At 68.3% G+C, this 21,876-nt stretch carries 22 protein-coding genes and 1 tRNA gene; 13 read left to right on the plus strand and 10 right to left on the minus strand.

From position 1 onward, the window contains the following. Positions 1 to 2,418, plus strand: a complete 2,418-nt coding sequence (locus tag ACFWP0_RS22365; protein WP_377845750.1) for an MFS transporter — start codon at positions 1 to 3, stop codon at positions 2,416 to 2,418. A 66-nt stretch (positions 2,419 to 2,484) separates the two neighbouring features. Here ACFWP0_RS22365 and alr read toward each other — a convergent pair whose 3' ends face one another. After that, positions 2,485 to 3,639 (minus strand): alanine racemase, encoded by a 1,155-nt coding sequence (alr, locus tag ACFWP0_RS22370; protein WP_377845751.1) that lies wholly within the window; start codon positions 3,637 to 3,639, stop codon positions 2,485 to 2,487. A gap of 134 nt (positions 3,640 to 3,773) precedes the next feature. Further along, positions 3,774 to 4,205, minus strand: coding sequence for an ATP-binding protein (locus tag ACFWP0_RS22375; RefSeq protein ID WP_377845754.1), 432 nt, complete (start codon positions 4,203 to 4,205; stop codon positions 3,774 to 3,776). 154 nt (positions 4,206 to 4,359) lie between these two features. Here ACFWP0_RS22375 and ACFWP0_RS22380 point away from each other — a divergent pair, with 154 nt between their 5' ends. Continuing rightward, positions 4,360 to 4,695 carry an STAS domain-containing protein gene (locus tag ACFWP0_RS22380; RefSeq protein ID WP_377845756.1) on the plus strand — a complete coding sequence of 112 codons (336 nt, stop codon included), beginning with the start codon at positions 4,360 to 4,362 and terminating at the stop codon, positions 4,693 to 4,695. A 9-nt stretch (positions 4,696 to 4,704) separates the two neighbouring features. Here ACFWP0_RS22380 and ACFWP0_RS22385 read toward each other — a convergent pair whose 3' ends face one another. After that, complete coding sequence (locus ACFWP0_RS22385) at positions 4,705 to 4,932, minus strand: hypothetical protein (RefSeq protein ID WP_377845758.1); 228 nt, start codon at positions 4,930 to 4,932, stop codon at positions 4,705 to 4,707. Positions 4,933 to 5,131: 199 nt separating this feature from the next. Between ACFWP0_RS22385 and ACFWP0_RS22390 the strand changes: the two genes are divergently transcribed. The 3 genes from ACFWP0_RS22390 to ACFWP0_RS22400 all read left to right on the plus strand — a co-directional run bounded on the left by ACFWP0_RS22390 (position 5,132) and on the right by ACFWP0_RS22400 (position 8,018). After that, a complete protein-coding gene (locus ACFWP0_RS22390) occupies positions 5,132 to 6,061 on the plus strand; it encodes a hypothetical protein (protein WP_377845759.1) in 930 nt (309 codons plus the stop codon). 82 nt (positions 6,062 to 6,143) lie between these two features. After that, a complete protein-coding gene (gene nadC, locus ACFWP0_RS22395) occupies positions 6,144 to 7,028 on the plus strand; it encodes a carboxylating nicotinate-nucleotide diphosphorylase (protein ID WP_377845760.1) in 885 nt (294 codons plus the stop codon). A gap of 3 nt (positions 7,029 to 7,031) precedes the next feature. Continuing rightward, positions 7,032 to 8,018: a tripartite tricarboxylate transporter substrate binding protein gene (locus ACFWP0_RS22400; protein ID WP_377845762.1), complete on the plus strand. Its 987-nt coding sequence runs from the start codon at positions 7,032 to 7,034 to the stop codon at positions 8,016 to 8,018. 48 nt (positions 8,019 to 8,066) lie between these two features. On the opposite strand, the gene ACFWP0_RS22405 is transcribed toward ACFWP0_RS22400, so the two are convergent. Continuing rightward, positions 8,067 to 8,750, minus strand: a complete 684-nt coding sequence (locus ACFWP0_RS22405) for a tellurite resistance TerB family protein (RefSeq protein WP_377845764.1) — start codon at positions 8,748 to 8,750, stop codon at positions 8,067 to 8,069. Between the two features lie 175 nt (positions 8,751 to 8,925). Between ACFWP0_RS22405 and ACFWP0_RS22410 the strand changes: the two genes are divergently transcribed. Further along, positions 8,926 to 9,324 carry an OsmC family protein gene (locus tag ACFWP0_RS22410; RefSeq protein ID WP_377845766.1) on the plus strand — a complete coding sequence of 133 codons (399 nt, stop codon included), beginning with the start codon at positions 8,926 to 8,928 and terminating at the stop codon, positions 9,322 to 9,324. A gap of 43 nt (positions 9,325 to 9,367) precedes the next feature. On the opposite strand, the gene fabI is transcribed toward ACFWP0_RS22410, so the two are convergent. The 3 genes from fabI to gloB all read right to left on the minus strand — a co-directional run bounded on the left by fabI (position 9,368) and on the right by gloB (position 12,527). After that, positions 9,368 to 10,153 (minus strand): enoyl-ACP reductase FabI, encoded by a 786-nt coding sequence (fabI, locus tag ACFWP0_RS22415; protein WP_377845768.1) that lies wholly within the window; start codon positions 10,151 to 10,153, stop codon positions 9,368 to 9,370. A 126-nt stretch (positions 10,154 to 10,279) separates the two neighbouring features. Next, positions 10,280 to 11,698 (minus strand): transglycosylase SLT domain-containing protein, encoded by a 1,419-nt coding sequence (locus ACFWP0_RS22420; protein WP_377845770.1) that lies wholly within the window; start codon positions 11,696 to 11,698, stop codon positions 10,280 to 10,282. 7 nt (positions 11,699 to 11,705) lie between these two features. Continuing rightward, positions 11,706 to 12,527, minus strand: coding sequence for a hydroxyacylglutathione hydrolase (gene gloB, locus ACFWP0_RS22425; protein WP_377845771.1), 822 nt, complete (start codon positions 12,525 to 12,527; stop codon positions 11,706 to 11,708). Positions 12,528 to 12,548: 21 nt separating this feature from the next. Between gloB and ACFWP0_RS22430 the strand changes: the two genes are divergently transcribed. From ACFWP0_RS22430 to ACFWP0_RS22460, 7 genes are all read left to right on the plus strand, one after another. Continuing rightward, a complete protein-coding gene (locus tag ACFWP0_RS22430; RefSeq protein ID WP_377845773.1) occupies positions 12,549 to 13,328 on the plus strand; it encodes a class I SAM-dependent methyltransferase in 780 nt (259 codons plus the stop codon). Between the two features lie 50 nt (positions 13,329 to 13,378). Continuing rightward, positions 13,379 to 13,840: a ribonuclease HI gene (rnhA, locus tag ACFWP0_RS22435; RefSeq protein WP_377845775.1), complete on the plus strand. Its 462-nt coding sequence runs from the start codon at positions 13,379 to 13,381 to the stop codon at positions 13,838 to 13,840. Between the two features lie 176 nt (positions 13,841 to 14,016). Continuing rightward, entirely contained in the window at positions 14,017 to 15,111 is a 1,095-nt protein-coding gene (locus ACFWP0_RS22440; protein ID WP_377845778.1) for an efflux RND transporter periplasmic adaptor subunit, read from the plus strand. Between the two features lie 33 nt (positions 15,112 to 15,144). Next, entirely contained in the window at positions 15,145 to 18,243 is a 3,099-nt protein-coding gene (locus tag ACFWP0_RS22445) for an efflux RND transporter permease subunit (protein ID WP_377845780.1), read from the plus strand. A 2-nt stretch (positions 18,244 to 18,245) separates the two neighbouring features. Further along, positions 18,246 to 18,968 carry a DNA polymerase III subunit epsilon gene (gene dnaQ / locus ACFWP0_RS22450; protein ID WP_377845782.1) on the plus strand — a complete coding sequence of 241 codons (723 nt, stop codon included), beginning with the start codon at positions 18,246 to 18,248 and terminating at the stop codon, positions 18,966 to 18,968. Positions 18,969 to 19,029: 61 nt separating this feature from the next. Further along, positions 19,030 to 19,104: transfer RNA gene (locus ACFWP0_RS22455), tRNA-Val, on the plus strand. A gap of 283 nt (positions 19,105 to 19,387) precedes the next feature. After that, complete coding sequence (locus ACFWP0_RS22460) at positions 19,388 to 19,555, plus strand: hypothetical protein (protein ID WP_377845785.1); 168 nt, start codon at positions 19,388 to 19,390, stop codon at positions 19,553 to 19,555. A gap of 39 nt (positions 19,556 to 19,594) precedes the next feature. On the opposite strand, the gene ACFWP0_RS22465 is transcribed toward ACFWP0_RS22460, so the two are convergent. Genes ACFWP0_RS22465 through ACFWP0_RS22475 form a run of 3 tightly spaced genes read right to left on the minus strand, consistent with a single transcriptional unit; the run spans position 19,595 to position 21,874 of the window. Then, the gene (locus ACFWP0_RS22465) at positions 19,595 to 20,062 is read right to left on the minus strand and encodes a YaiI/YqxD family protein (RefSeq protein WP_377845786.1); all 468 of its coding nucleotides are present in this window, start codon (positions 20,060 to 20,062) and stop codon (positions 19,595 to 19,597) included. A 6-nt stretch (positions 20,063 to 20,068) separates the two neighbouring features. Continuing rightward, positions 20,069 to 20,335 carry a hypothetical protein gene (locus ACFWP0_RS22470; protein ID WP_377845789.1) on the minus strand — a complete coding sequence of 89 codons (267 nt, stop codon included), beginning with the start codon at positions 20,333 to 20,335 and terminating at the stop codon, positions 20,069 to 20,071. A 42-nt stretch (positions 20,336 to 20,377) separates the two neighbouring features. After that, entirely contained in the window at positions 20,378 to 21,874 is a 1,497-nt protein-coding gene (locus tag ACFWP0_RS22475) for a TAXI family TRAP transporter solute-binding subunit (protein ID WP_377845791.1), read from the minus strand. Positions 21,875 to 21,876 lie beyond the last annotated feature (2 nt).

Raw genomic sequence — 21,876 nt, forward strand, 5'->3', positions numbered from 1 at the left:
GTGCTTGAAGTCACTCTGGCCTGCCTGGCCGTCCTGCTGCTTGCGCAGGCGCTTATCGGCGCGCTCAGCCTGTCCGCGCTGAACCGGCTGGTGGTGGACACCACCGCCGACCGGGTCGAAGTCATGGCGCGGCGCGCGGCCGGCAACATCGAAAACGGATTGCGTCTGGGCAAGCCGCTTGAACAGTACTTCGGCTTGCGCGACAGCCTGCGCGACAGCGTGTCGGGATCGACCGACCTGCGCGGCGCGGCCGTGTTGCTGGCCGATGGCCAGACCCTGGCCATGCAGGGCGAACTGCCCGACGGCGCAATCGCGCTGGCCAAGGTGTTGGACGCGGGCGGCGCGCGGGACAGCGGCGCGACGCGCCGCGCATCCGGCGCGCTGATGTCCGTGTCCGGCGACGCGGTGACGCTGGCCGTGCCGCTGGCCGCCGCGGGCGGCAAGGTCGTGGGCGCCGTGGTGCTGTCCGTGGCGAAGGACGGCGCCGCCAGCCGCCGCCTGATCGTGGACAACCTGCAAGTGCTGCTGGCCGTCACCGCGGTGGTGGGCCTGGGGCTGGCCGCCGTCTTCAAGTACCTGGTGCCGCTGACCTCGCTTGCCGCCGGCGGGCGCGCGCGCTTCGTCGTGCCCCTGCTGGCGCTGATGCTGGCCCAGGGCGTCTACGCGGCCTATACGATCTCCACGTTTCGCAGCGGCTGGGTCGAGGTCGCGCGCAACAACGTCGGCTTGCTGGCCGAAGGCCTGCAGCGGGACCTGAACCGGGTGCTGGGCTATGGCCTGACGGTGGACCGGCTGCGCGGCGTGGACGCGCCGTTCTCGCGTCTTGCCGCGACGTTTCCCGCGGTCGAGCAGATCGAACTGGTCGACAGCGCGGGCCGCGTGCTCGGCCGCGCCGACGCCCGCGGCCCGCTCGACGTTTCCGGATTGCCGGTCGCGCGTCCGCAGGCCAATGACCTGACGCTGGTGTTGCCGCTGGGCGCGGCGCGTCCCGATCCGCGGGCGCATGGCGACCTGGTGTTGCGCCTGTCGGGCGACGTCATCGCCGCCGGCGTGCGCAGCCGCGCGCTGGATGCCGTGACCGTGGTGGCCGTGGCGCTGGTCGCCGCCATCGAGATGCTGTTGCTGCTGTCCTTGCTGATGAATCGCGCCTTCGCCTCGCGCGCGGTGCTGCCGGACGGCACCCGGATCGGGCCCGACGATGCGTCCGAGGTGGGCCGCATCGCGCGGCCCGTGATGTTCGGCTTCCTGTTCGCCTGGGCGCTGCCGCTGGGCTTCCTGCCCTTGTATGCGCGCAGCCTGTCGGCGGGCGGACTGGACCTGCCCGCCAACCTGCTGCTGGCGCTGCCGATTTCCGTCGAGATGGGTTGCGGCCTGCTGACCTCGCTGCTGGCGGGCAGGCTGACCGACCGCAGGGGCTGGCAAGTGCCCGTGCTGGCCGGCCTGGGCGTGTCCTGCGTGGGCATGCTCGCGTGCGCGGCCGCTGGCAACCTGCTGATGTTCAGCGCGGCGCGCGGCTTGGTGGGCCTGGGCTACGGGCTGACGTGGATGGGCCTGCAGGGCTTCATCGTCACGCGCAGTCCCGCGGGCTTTCGCGGCCGCAACATGACCGGCGTGATCGCCGGCCTGTTCGCCGGGCATCTGTCGGGCGCCGCCGTGGGCGCCATGCTGATGGAGCAAGTGGGCTTTCGCGCCGTGTTCGGCGTGGGCGCAGCCATGCTGGCGCTGCCGCTGGCCGGGGTGCTGATCCTGATGCGTCCTTACCTGGACAGCGGACTCAGGCTGGCGGGCCAGGTGGCCGCGCGGGCCCAGGCAAGCCTGTCGGACACGATGCGCCTGCTCTTCACGCGCGACTTCGGCCTGCTGCTGCTGGGCAGCGTCATTCCCTTTTCCATCGCGCAGGTCGGCCTGCTGTCTTTCGCGCTGCCGCTCTACCTCGAGGCCGAAGGCGTGGCCGCATCCAGCATCGGCCGCGTGCTGATGATCTACGGCCTGTGCGTGATCTACGTGGGTCCGCTGATGGGGCGCGTGGTCGACCGCAGCCGCATCAAGAAAAGCTGGATCGTGCTGGGCGGGCTGGTGGGCAGCGCGGGCATGCTGGGGCTGTACTTCAACAGCGGCCTTCTGGCCGCGGCGGCGGCCGTCCTGCTGCTGGCGGTGGCCAGCTGCTTTGCCGGCGCCTCGCAATCCCCGTACATGCTGGCGTTGCCCGATGTGCAGCGCTACGGCGCCGCCGGCGCCACGAGCGTCATGCGCGCCGCCGACAAGCTGGGCCAGATGGCCGGACCGCTGGTCGTGGGCGCGATGTTCGGCGCGGCGGGCATGGGCGCGGGCCTGGCCGCGACGGGCGTCATCTATCTGTGCGCGACGATGCTGTTCCTGCTGTTCGCGCCTGCCCGTCCGCGCGACGAGGCGTCCTGAGCGCGCAAGGGCCGGCCCGATGGCGGTCGGCGCGGCGGCAGCGCCGTCGGGCGTGGGCGCGGTCATTTAGCGCGCGGAGTCTTGGCTGGCGAGCTGCACGGGCACGCGCGCGTTCAGGCCCGCCAGCAGGTCGGCCGCGATCGTGCCCGCCGAAGCCGCCACTTCCTCGACCGCCAGGCCGTGCGCGCCCCATAGCGTGACGGGCGTGCCGATGCAGGCATGCGGAACGGGCCCGAGGTCCACCGCCATCATGTCCATCGATACGCGTCCCAGGAGGCGGGTGCGCACGCCGTCGACGATCACCGGCGTGCCGGTGATCGCGTGGCGCGGGTAGCCGTCAGCATAGCCGCAGGTGACGATGCCGACGCGCATGGCGTCCGGCGCCACGAACGCGCCGCTGTAGCCCACGCCGGCGCCGGCCTTGACCCGCTGTATTCCCACGACTTGCGAATGCAGCGACATGGCCGGCCGCAAATCCAGTTGCGCCGCGCTTCGGTCGGCAAAGGGACTGGCGCCGTACAGCGCCAGTCCGGGCCGCACCCATTGCGTGTCCGCGGCGCGCGCGCCGTGCGCCAGCAGGGCGGCGGAGTTGCTGGTGGACACCGGCCCGGGCAGTCCCGCGATCACCTGGCGGAACACGGCATCGGCATTGCCCACGCCATCCGCCTCGTCGGCGCGGGCGTAGTGGTTCAGGTGGCCGACTTCGCCGGTCAGGCCGCGGCGCGACAGCGCGCGGGCCGCGTCGAAGGCCGCGCGGTAGTCGTCCGCCGCGAATCCGGTGTGATGGATGTCGCCGGCAAAGCGCAGCCAGATCGCGGGGCGGTGGGCGAGCGGCGCTTGCGCCAGCCATTCCAGTTGCGCGGCATGCGTGATCACCAGGTGCAGGCCCGGCGCGTCCACGAGCAGCGCGTCGGCCGGCGAATACAGGCCGCCGTAGACCAGGATCGCGCCTTGCCATCCCATCCGCCGGCAGGCGAGCGCATCGTTCAGGTGCAGCACGGCCAGCCCGTCGGCGCCGCGCAAGGCCGGCAGGATGCGCGCCATGCCATGCCCGTACGCGTCCGCTTTCACCGTGGCCCACAGGCGCGGCGCGCCGGCGCCCGCGGGCAGCGCGGCGCGCAGCCGCGCCAGGTTGTGGGCAACGGCGTCCGCGTCGATGCGGGCGTGCAGCGGGCGGGCAGTCAATCCTTCTGGTCGATAGGGAGCGTTCACGGGCGGCATCGGTGCAAGTGCGGCGCGCAACCGGCGCGCAGTCCATGCATGAGTGACGGATGCGCGGATTTTGTTCGGTACTTTCTACCTATGGAGCAGAAAAGTCCGATAGCATGGTTTGATCGGCCTGCCGCGGCGCCTGCTCAGGCGGCGCGCACGATCAGCGTCAGGCGGTTCTGGCCGTCCCGGCGCGCGTAGCGCAGTTCATGCAGGTAGTGCTGCATGAGGCGCACGCCGTGTCCGCCGATCTCGGCATCGTCCAGCGTTGCCGCAAGCGGCGGCGGCGGCGTCTTGGTGGGATCGTAGGGCCGGCCGTTGTCGACAATCTCCAGCGAGATCCATTCGCTGTCCTGGCTGCAAGACAGCATGACGCAGGGAGGGGAACCGGCCTCGGACGGATCGTCGAAGGCATAGGACACGATGTTGGTCAGCGCTTCGTCCACGCTCAGGCTCAGGCCGAAGTTCAGCTTGGGCGACCACGCTTCGCGTTCGGCAATTCCCTCCAGCCATTGCATGGCGGCGGCAACGGCGTGCTGGTCGGGTACGAGGTCAAGCGTATCGGGCTGAGAGGGCATGAGTTGCCTTGCGTTCAGGGGTACACGTGCAGGCGCAAGTATGCACGATTGCCCTGTGTTGCGAACAGAGCGCGCCGGGTCGCGTATCATCTCGGCATCGCGCCGCCGGCCTCGTCTGCAGGTGCCGGGCGCCGGTCATTTACCGGGAACCACAATGAGTCTCGCAATAGAGAAAGTCGGAGAAGTGCTGGTTGTCTCGCCCGAAGGCCAGATCAACAGCGGCAACGCCGCCGGCATCGAAGCCGACTTGCTGGCCCACGTCGAAAAAGGCGAGCGCCGCTTCGTGCTGGACCTGTCCAACCTGAACTACATCTCCAGCGCGGGCTTGCGCGTGGTGCTGGTGCTGGCCAAGCGCCTGAAGCAGGGCGCCGGCGCGCTGGTGCTGTGCGCGATGCAGCCGCATGTGCGCGAAGTCTTCGATATCAGCGGCTTCCTCGCCATCCTGACGGTGGTGGACACGCGTCAGGATGCGGTGGCGAAGGTTGGGTGACGCGCGGGCTCAGCCCTTGCGGTTTTCGTAGGACGTATCCAGCACGTCATCCTCGGGGGTGATGATGCCGGGCTCTCCCGGTTCCGCGATGGCGCGTCCGCGCCGCGGCATGCCGGCTACAAGCTTGCTGTGGTCCGGCATCGGCATGACTTCGGTGCCTTTGCGCGGATCCACGGTCGCCGGCTTTTCCTCCTCGGCGGCCTTGGCGAGGTTGGGATCTGGGGCAGTTTTCAACATGGTGATCGCTCCGTCTGCGGGCGTCCCAGGATGGCGACGCGCCTGGATTCCAGTTCCATCTTAGGACGCCGGAGCGGCATCGCGGCCGATTTGGCTGTCACGTTTGCAAGGGGCTGTTGCAGGGCCCGAACCTTATAATTTCGAGCGCCTCGCGGCCTTGCGGGCAGCGCCCGGCTTTCCTCCATTTCATGCGCCTATCTTGACCGAACCCGTCGAACGCTCCGTCCATGCTGAACTCGTAGCCGTGCTTGTCGCCGTCACCAACGGCGAGCCGCGCGTGCTGACGACCGACGATGCGAGGGCCTTGCCGGCGGGGCCGTTCGAACTTTCGCACCGCTCCTTGCAGGCGGGCCTGCGCGCCTGGGTGGAAACGCAGACGCATCATCCGCTGGGCTACGTGGAGCAGCTTTATACCTTTGCCGACGGAGACCGCTCAGACGAGTCCGGTGGGCGGGTCATGTCGGTCAGCTACCTGGGCCTTACCCGCGAAGCCGGCGAAACCGGCGTGGCGCAGGTGGGATGGCAGGACTGGTATCGCTACTTCCCCTGGGAAGACCGGCGCGCGGGCACGCCGGCGCTGGTTGAAGAGCTGATCGTGCCGCGGCTGGCGGCCTGGTGCGAGGACAGCGGCGACGCCGCCGTGCGCACGCGCCGCCACCAGCGCGCCGCCATCACCTTCGGGCTGGACGGGGCGTCGTGGAATGAAGACATGGTCTTGCAGCGCTACGAACTGCTGTTCGAAGCGGGGCTGGTGCCCGAGGCCGCCCGGCGCGGCAAAGGCCAGGCTTCGCTGCCCGGCGAGCCGATGCGCCACGACCACCGGCGCATTCTGGCCACCGGCATCGCACGGCTGCGGGCGAAGATCAAGTACCGCCCCGTGGTGTTTGAGCTGATGCCCGCGCAATTCACGCTGCTGCAGTTGCAGTTGGCGGTCGAGGCCTTGGCGGGGCGCGGACTGCACAAGCAGAATTTCCGCCGTTTCATCGAACAGCAGGCGCTGGTGGAAGAGACCGGCGAGATGGCCACGGGCACCGCCGGCCGCCCCGCCAAGCTGTTCAGGTTCCGCCGCGACGTGCTGCTGGAACGCGCGATAGCCGGCAGCAAATTACCGTTGTCGCGGCCGCTGTAGCGCTTGACAAGGCTTATGCTCGCCTCTAGCATAAGTGGTGCGCAATTCTTGCGCGCCTTTTTTTAACTCACAAATACTCAAAATGAGCATTAAAGCCGCAGCGCCCTCGACCGTCGCCCGACTGGCCGTTCCCTCCTTGCCGGAAGTCATGTTGGAGCCGCTGGTGCGCGCGGCCTTGCTTGAAGACCTGGGCCGCGCCGGCGACCTGACGACCGATGCCATCGTCCCCGCCGACGCCACCGCCGAGACCCGGCTGGTGGCGCGCCAGGACGGCGTGCTGGCCGGCCTGGACCTGGCGCGCCTGGCGTTTCGCGTCATGGACCCGGGCATCGAGTTCGCGGTGTCGCGGTGCGACGGCAGCGACCTCGCGCCGCGGACCGAGATCGCGCGCATCCGCGGCAACGCCCGCGCCATGCTCAGCGCGGAACGCGTGGCGCTGAACTTCCTGTGCCACCTGAGCGGCGTGGCCACGGCGACGGCCTCCATCGCCCGCGCCATCGCCGGCTATGGCGCGCGGGTCACCTGCACCCGCAAGACCATGCCGGGCCTGCGCGCCGTGCAGAAGTACGCGGTGCGCGTGGGCGGCGGCAGCAATCACCGCTATGGGCTGGACGACGCGGTGCTGATCAAGGACAACCACATCGCGCTGGCGGGCGGCGTGGCCACGGCCGTGGAGCGCGCGCGCGCCGGCATCGGCCACATGGTCAAGATCGAACTGGAAGTGGACACCCTGGAACAGCTGGAAGTCGCGCTGTCCCTGGGCGTGGACGTGGTGCTGCTGGACAACATGAGCCTGGACGACCTGCGCCGCGCCGTCGCCATGGCGCGCGGCCGCGCCATCACGGAAGCCTCGGGCCGCATCACGCCAGAAACCGCCGCGGCGGTGGCGGCCACGGGCGTGGACCAGATCGCGGTGGGCTGGCTTACCCACAGCGCCAAGGTGCTCGACATCGGCCTGGACGCCTGAACCATGAAACCTCTGCTAGCTTCGTCTCTGTCTTTGCTTGTCTTGTCGCTCTCCGCTTGCGGCAATCCGCCGTCGGGCGAAGCGCCGGGCGACGCCGCGTATCCCGCGCACCCCATCACCATCGTCGTGACGTTTCCGCCGGGCGGGGGCACCGACCTGCTGGCGCGCCGCATCGGCGCCAGCCTGCAGGAGACGCTGGGCCAGGCCGTGGTGGTGGAAAACCGGCCCGGCGCCAGCGGCAACATCGGCGCGCGGCTCGTGGCCGAGGCGGCGCCCGACGGCTACACGCTGTTGATGGTGAACAGTTCGTTCGCGATCAACCCGGGCGTCTACCGGAACCTGGGCTTTTCGCCCAAGCGGGATTTCTCGGCAGTCATCAACGTGGCTTTTGTGCCGTCGGTCTTCGTGGTGCCTGCGGCGTCGCCGCTGCGCAGCCTGGACGACGCGCTGGCCGCCGCCCTGCCGGGCAAGCCGCTGCCGTTCGCGTCCTGCGGCAACGGCACTCCGCAGCATCTGGCGGGAGAGATGCTGGCGCGCGCCTCCGGCGCGGCCCTGCAGCAAGTGCCGTACAAGGGTTGCGGGCCCGCGCTGACTGATGTCGCGGCGGGACAGGTGGGCATGGGCGTGGTGACGGCGTCGAGCGCCGCGCCCTTGATCGCGGCGGGCAAGCTGCGCGCCCTGGCCGTCACGTCGCCGGCGCGTTCGCCCCTGATGCCGACCGTGCCGACGGTGGCCGAGCAGGGCGTGCCCGGCTACGCGCTGGACCAGTGGCATGGGCTGCTTGCGCCGGCGGCCACGCCGCCCGGCGTGGTCGACAAGCTGAATGCGGCGGTGGCGAAGATCGTGCAGCGCCCGGACGTGCAGGCCTCGCTGCGAGAGCAGGGGTTCACCCCCGCCAGCAGCACGCCGCGCGATTTCCAGAAGATGATCAACGCGGATATCGACCGCTATACCGCGCTGACCGAGGCGATCGGCCTGCGGGCCGATTGAGCGGCCGGGCGTTGATGGCGCGGGGCCTTATCGGCCCCGCGTGGGGCCTCAGGCCGCGGCCGCCGCCTTGGCGTGCTGTTCGAGCTGTTCCTTCAGCCCCGGCTGCAGCTTGAGCTGGCGGGCCAGTTCGTCCAGGTAGGCGCGTTCCATGTAGCTTTCCTCGTCCACGACGAGCAGGCTGGCCAGGTACATCTCGGCGGCCATTTCCGGCGTCTTGGCCGATTGCGCGATGACGCTGGGATCCAGCGGACGCGACAGCTCGGTTTCGAGCCAGCGGCGGTCCTGGGCATCGGACGACAGTTTGCCCAACTCGGTTTCCAGCAGGGTCCGTTCCTCGGGGCCGATGTGGCCGTCAGCCTTGGCCGCGCCGATCATGGCGGTGAGGACGGCGCTGCTGTGCTGCTCGGCTTCGGGCGCGGGCAGGCGGTCCAGCGTCTGGGGAGGGGCGGCCGGCGCGCCGGCCTGGTTGCGCTGCCAGTCGCCATAGGCGCGGTAGGCCAGCGCGCCCAGGGCGGCCATGCCGCCGTACAGGGCGACCTTGCCGCCGATATTGCGGGCTTTCTTGCTGCCCAGCAGCAGGCCTAGCGCGCCCGCGCCCAGCGCGCCGCCGCCCAGGCCGCCCAAGAGCGACGAACCTTTGCCGCCCGTGGCGCTTTGCACGCGGTTGGTGGTCTCGGAAAGCAGGCCTTGCCCGGACTGCAGCAGTTGATCAAGTAGTTGTCTGGCGCTCATGCGGCCTCCTTGGGATGTTCGGATGTTGCGGATAGGGATATCCGACCGCCTCGGCGCCAAGAAGTTCAGCTTTTCGTCAGCGGGGTGGACACCCTCCGGCCCCAGGGGGGGCGGCAGGTGCTACAAAGTTGCCAGGGGCGCCGCCCGGGCTGCCCGTTCCCAGGAGATCCGATCCATGAGCATCCGCGTGCGCCAGAATGCGCCCCAGACCCTGCAATTTACCGCCACGGCCGAAGGCCATGACCTGCCGCTGGCGATGCCGCAGCCCCAGGGCGAGGGGCCCGATCCCCACGATTACTTCGATACCGCGCTGGGCGGCTGCAAGGCGATGACGCTGATGGTCTATGCGCAGCGCAAGGACTTGCCGCTGGAGTCGGTCGGGGTGGAGGTGGTGCGCGATGCGGGCGAGGAGCGCAAGGGCATCTATCGCCTGACGGCCAAGCTGACGCTGCATGGCGAGCTGTCCGACGCCCAGATCGATGAATTGCTGGCGGTGGCCGAGAAGTGCCCTATCCACAAGCTGATGACGGCGGTGGACGTGCAGGTGTCCACGCTGGTGGTGCGGCCGGCTTGAGCAGCCGGCCGGGCGGGGCGCCTGGCCCCGCCTGCGGGAAGGGTCAGTCTTCCATGCCCGGGACGACGGTCGAGAAGCCGGCGTCCACATGGGTGATCTCGCCCGTCACGCCGGCGGCCAGGTCCGACAGCATGAACGCGGCGACGTTGCCCACGTCGTCGATGGTGACGTTGCGGCGCAGCGGCGCCTGGCTTTCCACGAACTTCAGGATGGCCGAGAAGTCCTTGATGCCGCTGGCGGCCAGCGTCTTGATCGGGCCGGCGGAGATGCCGTTGGCGCGGATGCCGCGCGGGCCCAGCGCCGTGGCCAGGTAGCGCACGCTGGCTTCCAGCGACGCCTTGGCCAGGCCCATTGTGTTGTAGTTGGGCACCACGCGCTCGGCGCCCAGGTAGGTCAGGGTCAGCACGGAACCGTTGCGGCCTTCCATCAGCGGCAGCGCGGCCTTGGCCATCGCGGCGAAGCTGTAGGCGGAAATGTCGTGCGCGATGCGAAAGCCCTCGCGCGACAGGCCGTCCAGGAAGTTGCCCGCGATGGCTTCGCGCGGCGCGAAGCCGATGGAGTGGACCAGGCCGTCCAGGCCGTCCCAGTGCTGGGCCAGCTCGGTGAAGGCGCCCTCGATCTGGCTGTCTTCGGCCACATCGCAGGGCAGCACGATCTTGCTGCCGAATTCGGCGGCGAATTCGCTCACGCGGTCCTTGAAGCGGTCGCCCACATAGGTGAACGCCAGTTCGGCGCCCTGCTGGTGACAGGCGCGCGCGATGCCGTAGGCGATGGATCGGTTGGAAAGCACCCCGGTGACCAGGATGCGCTTGCCGGCGAGAAAGCCCATATATTTATCCTTTGATTTTTCCCTTCTGGAGACCGCCTATTTTAAGGAGTTTGGCGGCTCCGCGGGCGCGAATACGCGGGAATACGCGGCGCCCCTGCGGGCGCCGCGTATTCCGGTCATTTGCCTTCAGCCGCGGGCGTTGGTGCCCGGCACGCGAAGCTGCGCGCCCACCTTCAGGGCGCTGCCCTTCAGGTTGTTGAGCGCGCGCAGCGCATCAACCGTGGTGCCGTACTGCTTGGCGATCGCGAACAGGGTGTCGCCCTGGCGGACCTTGTGGTTGCGGACGTTGGGACGGGCGCTGGAGACGCGGGCGGCGGGCGCCTGCGCGGCGCGGCCGCGCGGGGCGGCCGCCTTGTTGTCGGCCGGCGCCGAATCCAGCGCGCCCACGGGAGGCGCCAGGGAGGCGAGCTGGACGCCGCCGGTGCCGGGTTCGCCGGGCACCAGCAGGGACTGGCCCGAGGCCGATTTCTGGCGCGAGCCGATGTCGTTGGTCTGGCGCAGCGAGGCTTCGGTCACGCCGAAACGCTTGGCGATGGACGCGTAGGACTCGCCGCGGCGCGTGTGGTAGATCTTCCAGGCGCTCAGGTCGCCCTTGTAGTTGGTCAGGTTCGCGTTGAAGATCTCGACGCGGTCGGCCGGCAGCAGCAGGGTGGGGCCGTGGTCGCCGCGGATGACCGGGCGGTTGAACGAGGGGTTCAGGGCCTTGAACTCGTCCAGCGGCATTTCGGCCAGCTTGGCGGCGATTTCCAGGTCGATGTCGCTGTTCTTCTGCACCGTCACGAAGTAGGGGGTGTTGCCCACCGGGGGCAGCGCCACCGCGTAGCGCTGCGGATCGGCAATGATGTTCTTGATGGCCTGCAGCTTGGGCACGTAGTTGCGGGTTTCGTCCGGCATGTTCAGGGACAGGTAGTCCGTGCCCTGGCCGGCCGCTTCGTTCTTGGCCATGGCGCGCTGCACCGAGCCTTCGCCCCAGTTGTACGAGGCCAGCGCCAGGTACCAGTCGCCCTGCATCTCGAACAGCTTTTCCAGATAGTCCAGCGCGGCGTTGGTCGAGGCGATGGGGTCGCGGCGCTCGTCGCGCCACCAGTCCTGCTTCAGGTTGAAATGCTGGCCGGTGGCCGGCACGAACTGCCACAGGCCCGAAGCCTGCGCGCGCGACAGCGCCGTCGGGTTGTAGGCGCTTTCCACGAAGGGCAGCAGCGCCAGCTCGGTCGGCAGGCCGCGGCGGTTGATTTCGTCGACGATGAAGTACAGGTACTTGCCGGCGCGCTCGGCCATGCGCTGCACCGCCTCGGGGTGGGACGCGTAGTAGTCGGTCCACTGCCGCGAGAGGTCGGTGTTCAGGTTGGGGATGGCGAAACCGCGGCGGATGCGGTCCCAGGCGTCGGAGGGCGGGTTGGTCAGGTCCACCGTTCTGGACGTGTCCCGGGCGATGTAGCGCCCTTGGGAATTGGTGGTGAGGTTCTTGCTGTCGGGGGTTTTGGTTCCTGCGCAACCGGCGAGGACTGCCAGCATGAGCGGCAGAAGGAGTCGGGATAGATTCATCAGGTTGTCACTTGAAATCGTTCTTCCATTCACGAAGGGAGGCAAAGACCTCGACCGGCGTAGCGTGGCCGCGGCCGGCCCAGCTTGCTGCGGCGCGGACGACCTCGACTTGCTGCGTGCGCAAAAACGGATTGGTCGCGCGTTCCTGACCGATGGTCGACGGAAGCGTGGGAATTCCTGCTGCTCGTAATTGCTGGGCCCGCTGATACCACTGTTGCAGGCTGCGGTTGGCCGGTTCTACCGCCAATGCCCAGCGCAAGTTCGCTAGAGTGTACTCGTGCGCGCAAAAAACCTGTGTATCTGGCGGTAAAACGGAAAATTTTTCCAAAGAATCATGCATTTGCGCGGGAGTGCCCTCGAACAGGCGGCCGCAGCCCCCCGCAAACAGGGTGTCGCCACAGAACAGGACGGGTGCCACCCCGGCCGCCCGGCCGGTGTAGGCGATGTGCCCGGCGGTGTGGCCCGGCACGTCCAGCACCGTCAGGTCCAGGTCCAGTTCGGGCAGCTTCACGCGGTCGCCTTCGGCCAGCGGCACATCGCAGCGCGGCAGGCGCTCATGCGCGGGGCCATATACGGTAATGCCCCCGATGCGTGACAATTCGGAAACGCCGCCCACATGGTCGGCGTGGTGGTGCGTGAGTAGAATGGCGCGCAGCCTCAAGCCTTGCTGCTCAAGAAACCGCAGCACGGGGCCGGCTTCGCCGGGGTCCACGACTGCCGCCTGGTCGCCATGCACGATGGCCCAGATGTAGTTGTCGGAGAATGCTGGCAAAGGCAAGACCGCGGCGTTGCGTTCGCGGCCGCCTGCGGGGGCGGTCAAGGCTTGCATGAGATTCGAAGGAATAAAAACGTGGCAGAAGATACTCCGCCGATTGTAGAACTGGCCGAATGGTTCCAGACGCCGCCGGGCCAGTACGCCCTGGCCTGGGAGCGGGCCCAGTTCGACGCGGCTGTCGCGGATGTGTTTGGATATTACGCCTGGCAGGTCGGCCTGGCCGACATGAATCTGCTGCGGGCCAACCGCATGCCCTTCAAGGGCTACGTCGGCACCGAGACCCCGGCGCCGGAAAGCACGGCCGACTGGCAATCCCGGGTGGTCATTGCCGAGCCGGAAGCGCTGCCGTTCGAATCCCAGAGCGTGGACCTGCTGATCCTGCCGCACGCCTTTGAATGCACCCCCGAGCCCCACAACGTGCTGCGCGAGGTCGAGCGCGTGCTGGTGCCGGAAGGGCGGGTCGTGATCTCGGGCTTCAACCCCTGGAGCATGTGGGGCGCGCGAGCCCGGATGCCGGGCATGGAGCCCTGGCTGCCCCAGGCGCCGTCGTCCCAGGTGTCGCTGGCGCGGCTCAAGGACTGGTTCAAGCTGCTGTCGCTGGAAGTCGAAGACAGCCAGTTCGGCTGCTATGCGCCCGCCTGCCGCAGCGAAAAATGGCTGCAGCGCTGGAACTTCCTGGAGTCCGCCGGCACCCGCTGGTGGAGCCTGGGCGGGGCGGTCTACATGGTGTCGGCCGTCAAGCGCGTGGCCGGCATGCGTATCATCGGTCCGGCCTGGAAGACCAAGCCCAAGCGCGCGCGCGCGGCGTCCGTGGTGGTCAACCGCCAGGCGGACGACGGCTTCGACCGCCCCTGAGCGGGCGGGCCGGATTCACTTTGCACCCACAAGGAAAACCAAGCAGCACCATGCAGGACAACAAACCGAACGACCAGAAAGTGGAAATGTGGACCGACGGCGCCTGCAAGGGCAATCCGGGTCCGGGCGGCTGGGGCGTGCTGATGCGGGCCGGCGGCCACGAGAAAACGCTGCATGGGGGCGAACTCCAGACCACCAACAACCGGATGGAGCTGCTGGCCGTCATTGAAGGCCTGCGCGCGCTCAAGCGCCCGTGCGTGGTCACCATCCATACGGACTCGCAGTATGTGATGAAGGGCATGACCGAATGGCTGGCCAACTGGAAGCGGCGCGGCTGGATGACGGCCGACAAGAAGCCGGTCAAGAATGTGGAGCTCTGGCAGTCGCTGGACGAGCAGGTGCGCCGCCACGAGGTGTCCTGGCGCTGGGTCCGCGGCCACGCGGGCGATCCGGGCAACGAACGGGCCGACCAGCTGGCCAACATGGGCGTGGACGCCGCCCGCCGGGCCTGAAGGCATCGGGATATACCCTCAAATCCGTCCCAGGGGCGGATTTAGTTCTTTCAGCATGCTTCTGGATTGTTCCAGTTTGTAAATCCGGGTGCTAAAGTGCCAACCCTCATTCCAGTTCCTGCGGCGTCGTCCGAGTGGGGCATGCTCGGCCCGCGCCGCAATACCGCCACATTCGCATGAAAAAAGCTGTACTGCTGGCCGCTGTCGCGGCAGGGTTGGCCGCGGGGGCCGCACTCGGCGTTTTTGTGCCGCGCTGGCTCGCACCTGGCATCGCGCCCGGGGCCGTGTCCACCCAGACCTCCGCCAAGCCCCTCGCGACCCCCACGGCTCCTGCCCGGGTCGCCGTGGCCGTCGTCCAGGAAATTCCGTTTGCGCGCGGCCTGTCGGCCGTGGGCAGCCTGCGCTCCGACGAATCCGTCGTGCTGCGGCCGGAAGTGGCGGGCCGCATCCAGTCCATCGAGTTCAAGGAAGGCCAGCCGGTCAAGCAGGGCCAGACGCTGATCCGCCTGGACGACTCCGTGCCGCGCGCGGAGCTGGCCCAGGCGCGCGCCAACCTCACCCTTGCGCAAAGCCACTACCGCCGCGCCGTGGAATTGCAGGGCAAGGGCTTCGTCAGCCAGCAGGCCCGCGACGAATCCGCCAGCACGCTCAAGGTCCAGGAAGCCGCCGTGGCGCTGGCGCAGGCGCGCCTGGACAAGATGACCATCACCGCCCCGTTTGGCGGCATCGTCGGATTGCGCAGCGTGTCGGTGGGCGATTACGTAAACCAGGGACAGGATCTGGCGCCGCTTGAGGCGATCGACCCCCTCAAGGTGGATTTCCGCGTGCCGGAGATGTACCTGAGCAAGGTGGGCGTGGGCCAGCAGCTGACGCTGCGGCTGGACGCGCTGCCGGGCCAGGAGCGCCGGGGGCTGGTCTACGCCGTGAGTCCGCTGATCGACGCGGGCGGCCGGTCCATCCTGCTGCGCGCCACCGTCGCCAACCAGGACGCCGTTCTGAGGCCCGGGATGTTCGCCCGGGTGCAGCTGCTGTTCAACCAGGACAAGGCGCTGGTCGCGCCGGAGGCCGCGCTATCGCCTTCGGGCGAAACGCAGTACGTTTACCGGGTCAGGGATGGCGTGGCGGAACGGCGCGAGGTCACGATCGGCGAGCGCCGCGAGGGCCGCGTCGAGATCCTGACCGGCGTGGCCGCGAACGACATGCTGGTGGTCTCGGGCCTGCAGCGCGTGACCGACGGCGCGCCCGTGACCATCGTGGGCAACGGCCAGTGACGCCGGCCTTTATTCTCTTTCAGCGGTAGCGCCATGCGTATCTCGGAAACCTGCATCAAGCGGCCGGTGTTTGCGTCGGTCCTGTCGCTGATCATCGTGCTGATCGGCCTGATTTCGTACTCGCGCCTGACGGTGCGCGAGTATCCCAAGATCGACGAGCCCATCGTCTCGGTGGACACCACCTACAAGGGCGCCTCGCCCGAGGTGATCGAGTCGCAGGTGACCAAGCCGCTGGAAGACCAGCTCGCGGGCATCGAGGGCGTGGACGTGATGACCTCGCGCAGCCGCTCCGAGCGCAGCCTGATCAACATCAGGTTCAACCTGTCGCGCGATCCCGACGCGGCCGCGGCCGAAGTCCGCGACAAGGTCTCGCGCGCCCGGCGCTTTCTGCCCGACGAGATCGACGAACCCATCATCGGCAAGGTCGAGGCAGACTCCCAGCCCATCATCTACATCGCGGTGGAGTCGGGTTCGTACTCCGCGATCCAGACCTCCGACTACATCAACCGCTACATCAAGACGCGCCTGTCGGTGCTGCCGGGGGCGGCGGAAGTCCGCGTCTTCGGCGAACGCCTGCCGTCCATGCGCATCTACGTGGACCGCGACAAGCTGGCCGCGTACGGACTGACGGTGCAGGAGGTGGAGGCCGCGCTGCGCAGCCAGAACGTGGAGATCCCCGCCGGCCGCATCGAATCGCGCGCCCGCGAATTCTCGGTGGTGTCGTCCACCGACCTGCAGACGCCCGCGCAATTCGAGGACGTCATCGTCGCCAACGTAAAGGGCTATCCGGTGCGGCTGCGCGACGTCTCCAAGGTCGAGATCGGCGCCGCCAGCGACCGCGTGCTGTCGCGCTTTAACGGCAAGCCCGCCATCAACATCGGCGTGACGCGCCAGTCCACGGCCAATCCGCTGGAGCTGTCCAAGGCCGCGCGCCAGGAAGTGGAGCGCCTGAACGAGACCCTGCCGGCCGGCATGAAGCTGAACATCGCCTACGACTCGTCGGTGTTCATCGAGCGCTCCATCAGTTCCGTCTTCCACACCATCGGCGAAGCCATCGTCCTGGTGGTGCTGGTGATCTTCTTCTTCCTGCGCAACCTGCGCGCCAGCATCATCCCCATCGTCACCATCCCGGTGTCGCTGGTGGGCGCGTGCGCGCTCATGTACTTCTTCGGCTTCTCGATCAACACGCTGACCCTGCTGGCCATGGTGCTGGCCATCGGCTTGGTGGTGGACGACGCCATCGTGGTGCTGGAGAACATCTACCGGCACATCGAAGAGGGCATGCCGCGCAAGGAAGCGGCGCTGCGCGGCTCCAGGGAAATCGGTTTTGCCGTGGTTGCGATGACCATGACGCTGGTCACCGTGTACGCGCCGCTGGCGTTCGCCACGGGCCGCACCGGGCGGCTGTTCATCGAATTCGCGCTGGCGCTGGCGGGCGCCGTGCTGGTGTCGGGCTTCGTGGCCCTGACGCTGACGCCCATGATGTGCTCGGTGCTGCTGCGCCACCAGACCAGCCACAGCCGCTGGTACAACCTGATCGAAGGCTGGCTGAACGGCATGAGCAACGGCTACCGGCGCCTGCTGGGCGCGTCCCTGCGCCGGCGCTGGGTGGTGGTGGCGATAGGCGTGGCGGTCGCGGCGGGCAGCGGCGTGCTGTTCAAGGTGGTCAAAAGCGAGCTGGCCCCGATCGAGGACCGCGGCGTGGTCTTTGGCGTCGTCAATTCGCCCGAAGGCGCCACCCTGAACTACACGCTGGACAGCATGCTGGGCATCGAGAAGTTCTATGCCGACATCCCCGAGGCCAGCGGCAGCCAGGTGACGGTGGGCTTTCCCACGGTCACGGACGGCACCGCCATCCTGCGCCTGAAACCCTGGGAAGAGCGCGACCGCAAGCAGCAGGCCATCACGCAGCAGCTCCAGCCGCAGTTCGCCTCGCTGCCGGGCGTGCGCGCCTTCCCGACCAATCCGCCGTCCCTGGGCCAGTCGGCCCGCTCCAAGCCGGTGGAGTTCATCATCATGAGCCAGGCCTCCTACGAGGAGCTGTCGCGGCTGACCGAGATCTTCCTGGCCGAGCTGCGCAAGTATCCCGGCCTCCTGAACCTGGACACCGACCTGCGCCTGAACACGCCCGAGCTGCGGGTGCGCGTGGACCGCGACAAGATGGCCGACGTGGGCGCCAACGTGGACACCGTGGGCCGCACGCTGGAGTCCATGCTGGGCGGCCGCCAGGTCACCCGCTACAAGGACGAGGGCGAGCAGTACGACGTGATCGTGCAGGTGACGCCGCGCGACCGCGCCAACCCCACCGACATCTCCGGCATCTACGTCCGGGCGCGCGACGGCAGCATGGTTCAGCTCGACAACCTGCTGGGCGTGCACGAGGGCGTGTCGCCGCAGTCGCTGAACCACTTCAACCGCCTGCGCGCCGTGAAGATCGACGCCGCCGTGGCGCCGGGCTACGCGCTGGGCGAAGTCCTGGCCCACATGCACGAGGTGGCCCGCGACGTCCTGCCCAACACGATCGTGACCGACCTGGACGGCCAGTCGCGCGAATTCCGGGATTCGTCCGGCAGCATTTATCTGGTCTTCGCCATGGCGCTGGCCTTCATCTACCTGGTGCTGGCCGCGCAGTTCGAGAGCTGGCGCAACCCCTTCATCATCATGCTGTCCGTGCCGCTGTCCATGACGGGCGCGCTGCTGGCCCTGTGGCTGACGGGCGGGACGCTGTCCATCTACAGCCAGATCGGCTTGATCACGCTGGTGGGGCTGATCACTAAGCACGGCATCCTGATCGTGGAATTCACGAACCAGCTGCGCGACGAAGGCAGGGAACTGTTCGAGGCCGTGACCGAGGCCAGCGTGCTGCGCCTGCGCCCCATCCTGATGACGACCGGCGCCATGGTGCTGGGCACGGTGCCGCTGGCCCTGTCCACCGGCGCGGGGGCGGAATCGCGCCAGCAGATCGGCTGGGTTCTGGTCGGCGGGCTGTTGCTGGGTACACTACTGACCTTGTTCGTCGTGCCGGTGGCCTACACGCTGATTGCCACCGCACGCAAGAAACCCGGCAAGTCCGGCAGCCAAGCGCATCACCCGCAGGCGCCGCCGGCCTCGCAGCCCCAAGCGTCGGAATAGCTATGCGCCAGATCATCTTTGACACTGAAACCACCGGACTGGACCCTGCACAGGGTCACCGCATCGTCGAGATCGGCTGCGTGGAGATGGTCAACCGGATGTCCACGGGCAACAACCTGCACATCTACCTGAACCCGGACCGGGACAGCGATCCCGAGGCCTTGGCGGTGCACGGACTGACCACGGAGTTCCTGTCCGACAAGCCCCGCTTTCCGGACGTCGCGGACGAATTCGTCAAGTTCATCCAGGGCGCCGAACTGATCGCGCACAACGCCGCGTTCGACGTGAAGTTCTTCAACGCCGAACTCGCGAAGACCGGCCGCGGCCCGATCACCGAATACTGCGAGACGGTCACCGACTCGCTGCTGCACGCCCGCTCGCTGTTCCCCGGCAAGCGCAATTCGTTGGACGCCCTGTGCGACCGCTTCGGCATTTCCAACGCGCACCGCACGCTGCACGGCGCGCTGCTGGACTCGCAGCTGCTGGCGGAAGTCTGGCTGGCCATGACGCGCGGCCAGGACGCGCTGCTGATCGACGTGGACGACAACGACGGCGCGGGCAGCGACGGCATCATGCTGGCGAAGTTCGACGGATCCATCCTGCCCGTGCTGCAGGCCAGCGCCGATGAGCTGGCCGAGCACGAAGCCTACCTGGCGGCGCTGGACAAGGCCGTAAGCGGAGAGTGCGTCTGGCGCAAGATGGACGCGCCCGTGGCGGCCGCTTGAATGATCTTCAGGGGCGACTTGCGCACGCTTTAAAAAGCATGCTATTATTTCGCCTCTTTCGGGGTGGTTAGCTCAGTGGTAGAGCACTGCCTTCACACGGCAGGGGTCACAAGTTCGAAACTTGTACCACCCACCAAAGACCCTTGAAAGGCAGCGCTGACGCCGTTTTACGGTTTTGGCTTCTGTCCAGGAGGCGCGCCGGATGCAGTCGATGCATCGGTGCTCAAAGCAAACAAGCCAACCTTTACCGGTTGGCTTTTTTGTTTTGCGCGAACCGGTTCAATGCGAGCCGATTCAATTACCCTTGCCTTGATATGACGCAATGAGGCGCCTTCGATCGGGCCACATCGCATCAGTGCCTGTCTATCATTGAGGGACGGCAAGCTCCCGGGCCTTGCCGGCGCGACAAGGAGATGGCTATGCACGAAAGTACCAACACCATGCTGATCATCATCGTCACGGGCGTGGCGCTCATGCTGGTCGGCTTCGGGCTGCGCGACCGCAACCTCGGCATGGGACTGATGGGCCTGGGGCTTATCACGGCCATCGGCTCCATTCTGTACAAGGCCTACATCACCTTTTATTGACGCGGGGGGCGTACCCGCGGGGGCGATCCCCGGCCGGACTCAGCCTTTCTGCGCCGCCTGGCGCGCAACCCGCGCCAGCAGGGTATCGAGCTGGTTCGCGAACGCCTTGCGGTCGGCCTGGCTGAAAGCGGGCGGGCCGCCCGTGTCCACGCCGCTTGCGCGCAGTTCTTCCATCATGTCCCGCACCGCCAGCCGTTCCCGGATGGTTTCCGGCGAATAGCGTTCGCCGCGCGGATTCAGCGCCATTGCGCCTTTCTCTAGCACCTGCGCGGCCAGCGGAATGTCGCCGGTAATGACCAGGTCGTCCTTTTCCGCGCGCTCGACGATGTGCGCATCGGCCACGTCGAAGCCGCGCGGCACCTGCACGGCGCGGATCAGCGGCGAGGGCGGGGTGTAGAGCGCCTGGTTGGCCACCAGCGTGAGCGGAACCTGCCAGCGCTGCGCTGCGCGGAACAGGATGTCCTTGATGACCGCGGGGCAGGCGTCCGCATCGACCCAGATGTGCATGGGTGCTTATGCGTCCAGCGCTTTCTGCAGCGCTTCGGCCACGATGTCGTTGGTCGAGACGCCGCGTTCGGCCGCCAGGGCGCGCAGCTTGTCGGCGTGCGCCTGCGACAGCTTCAGCGGGAACGGCACCAGGCCGGCGGCCTGGTCCAGCTTGCGCTGTTCGCGGCGGTCGGGCGCCTGCGAGGCGACGCCGAAGCGGTCCGGCGTGGCGGATTGCTTGAGCTGGCCAGCCAGCTTCAAGGCCTGGGTCTTTTGGAGATCGAATTTATTCATGGGAATTCCTGATAAGGAGCGCCATCATAAGCGCAACCGGCATCAACGCGGTTTGGCATGCTCCAACTCCGCGATTCCTTCTTCAGCGCCGTCGTGCAGCGGCACGGTCAGGCCGCGCCGGGCGGTGGCCGTGGACACCTGGGCGCCTTGGGCGGAGCCGGCGGCCAGCAGGTCCTGGCCGGCCTGGTACACCGCGCGCACGACCACCAGCGCCTCATCGCGCGTCAGGTCGGCGGTGGTGAGCATCAGCGCGGCCATGCCGACGGTGGGAATCCGCTCCGGCTGGTTGGGGTAGGTGCCTGGGGCGATGTCCAGCGCCATCAGCGCGCTGTCTGCCGCCGTCAGCGCCTTGATGGCGGCGGGGTCCAAGGGCAGGAGCTTTAGCTGCGCCGGGATCAGCGCGTCGCGCAGCGGCGTGGCCGGCACCCCGATTACCTGGGCGGCGGCGTCCACCGCGCCGGAGTGCAGCGCCGGCAGCGAGGCCGCGAACGGGGTGTCCGCCACCTTGTAGTCGCGGCCGGCTTGCAGGCCATGGGTGGCAAGCACCTTCTCCAGCGTGGTGCGCACGGCCGAGCCTTCGGGGCCCAGCGCGATCGTCTTGCCCTTCAGGTCTTGCACGCCGCGCAGCGCGGGATCGTCGCGGACGACGATGTGGACCATTTCCGGATAAAGGCTGCCCAGCGCGCGCAGGCCCGTGAACGGGCCTTGGCCGGCGAACGGGCCCTTGCCCTCATAGGCCAGCCGCGCGGTGTCGGCCTGGGCCAGGCCGACCACGGCGTCGCCGCTGCGCAGCAGCGCGATGTTGTCGGCGCCGCCGCCGGTAATCAGGGGCGACACCCGGATCTGCCGGGCTCGCGCCACGTCGCTCAGGGCGCGCGCAAAGGCCAGGTATTCGCCGCGATCCGGTCCTCCGGCCAGCGGATAGCCCTGCTGCAGCCGGGACAGCCGGCCGTTGATGCGGGCGACCGACCGCTCCAGCTCCTGCTGCACCACATGCTGGGCGGTGCTGGAAGCGCTGTAGGCGACGGAATGGGTGATCTGGTCCAGCGTGTCCAGCAGCTGGCGCGTCACGGGCGGCGGGGCCCCGGTATCCAGCGACGGCGCTTCGGCGGCCTTGAATCCGGCGGGCGTCACGAGCTTCCAGTCGCCGCCTTCCTGGCGGTAGATGGCGCTGGCGTGCGCGACGATGCGGTCGCCGGCCTGGTTGCCCCCGGATTTCACGCCGCTGATGCTGCGCGGGCCGGCTCCCAGCAGGGTCACCAGCGAAGCCGCGCCGGGCTGATCCCAGGCGCCCAGCGCGATATCGCGGCCCAGCTCCAGTTCCACGTCGTAATAGACCACGCGGCGGGTTTCGCCCGGCGGGGCGGTGCTGTCCGCGGCGGAACCCATGCGCGTGAGCCCGGCGATGCGGAACAGGTCCTGGCCATAGGTGGCGGCCAGCCCGCGCTCGACGTCCGCGCGCAGGGCGTCGGTGTCGGGCGCGCGGCCGCAGGCCGCCAGCATCAGGCAGAGCGCAAGAACAATAAGGCGTTTGAACATGC

The sequence above is a fragment of the Achromobacter sp. NPDC058515 genome, from assembly GCF_042721735.1.
Classification (GTDB): domain Bacteria; phylum Pseudomonadota; class Gammaproteobacteria; order Burkholderiales; family Burkholderiaceae_B; genus Achromobacter.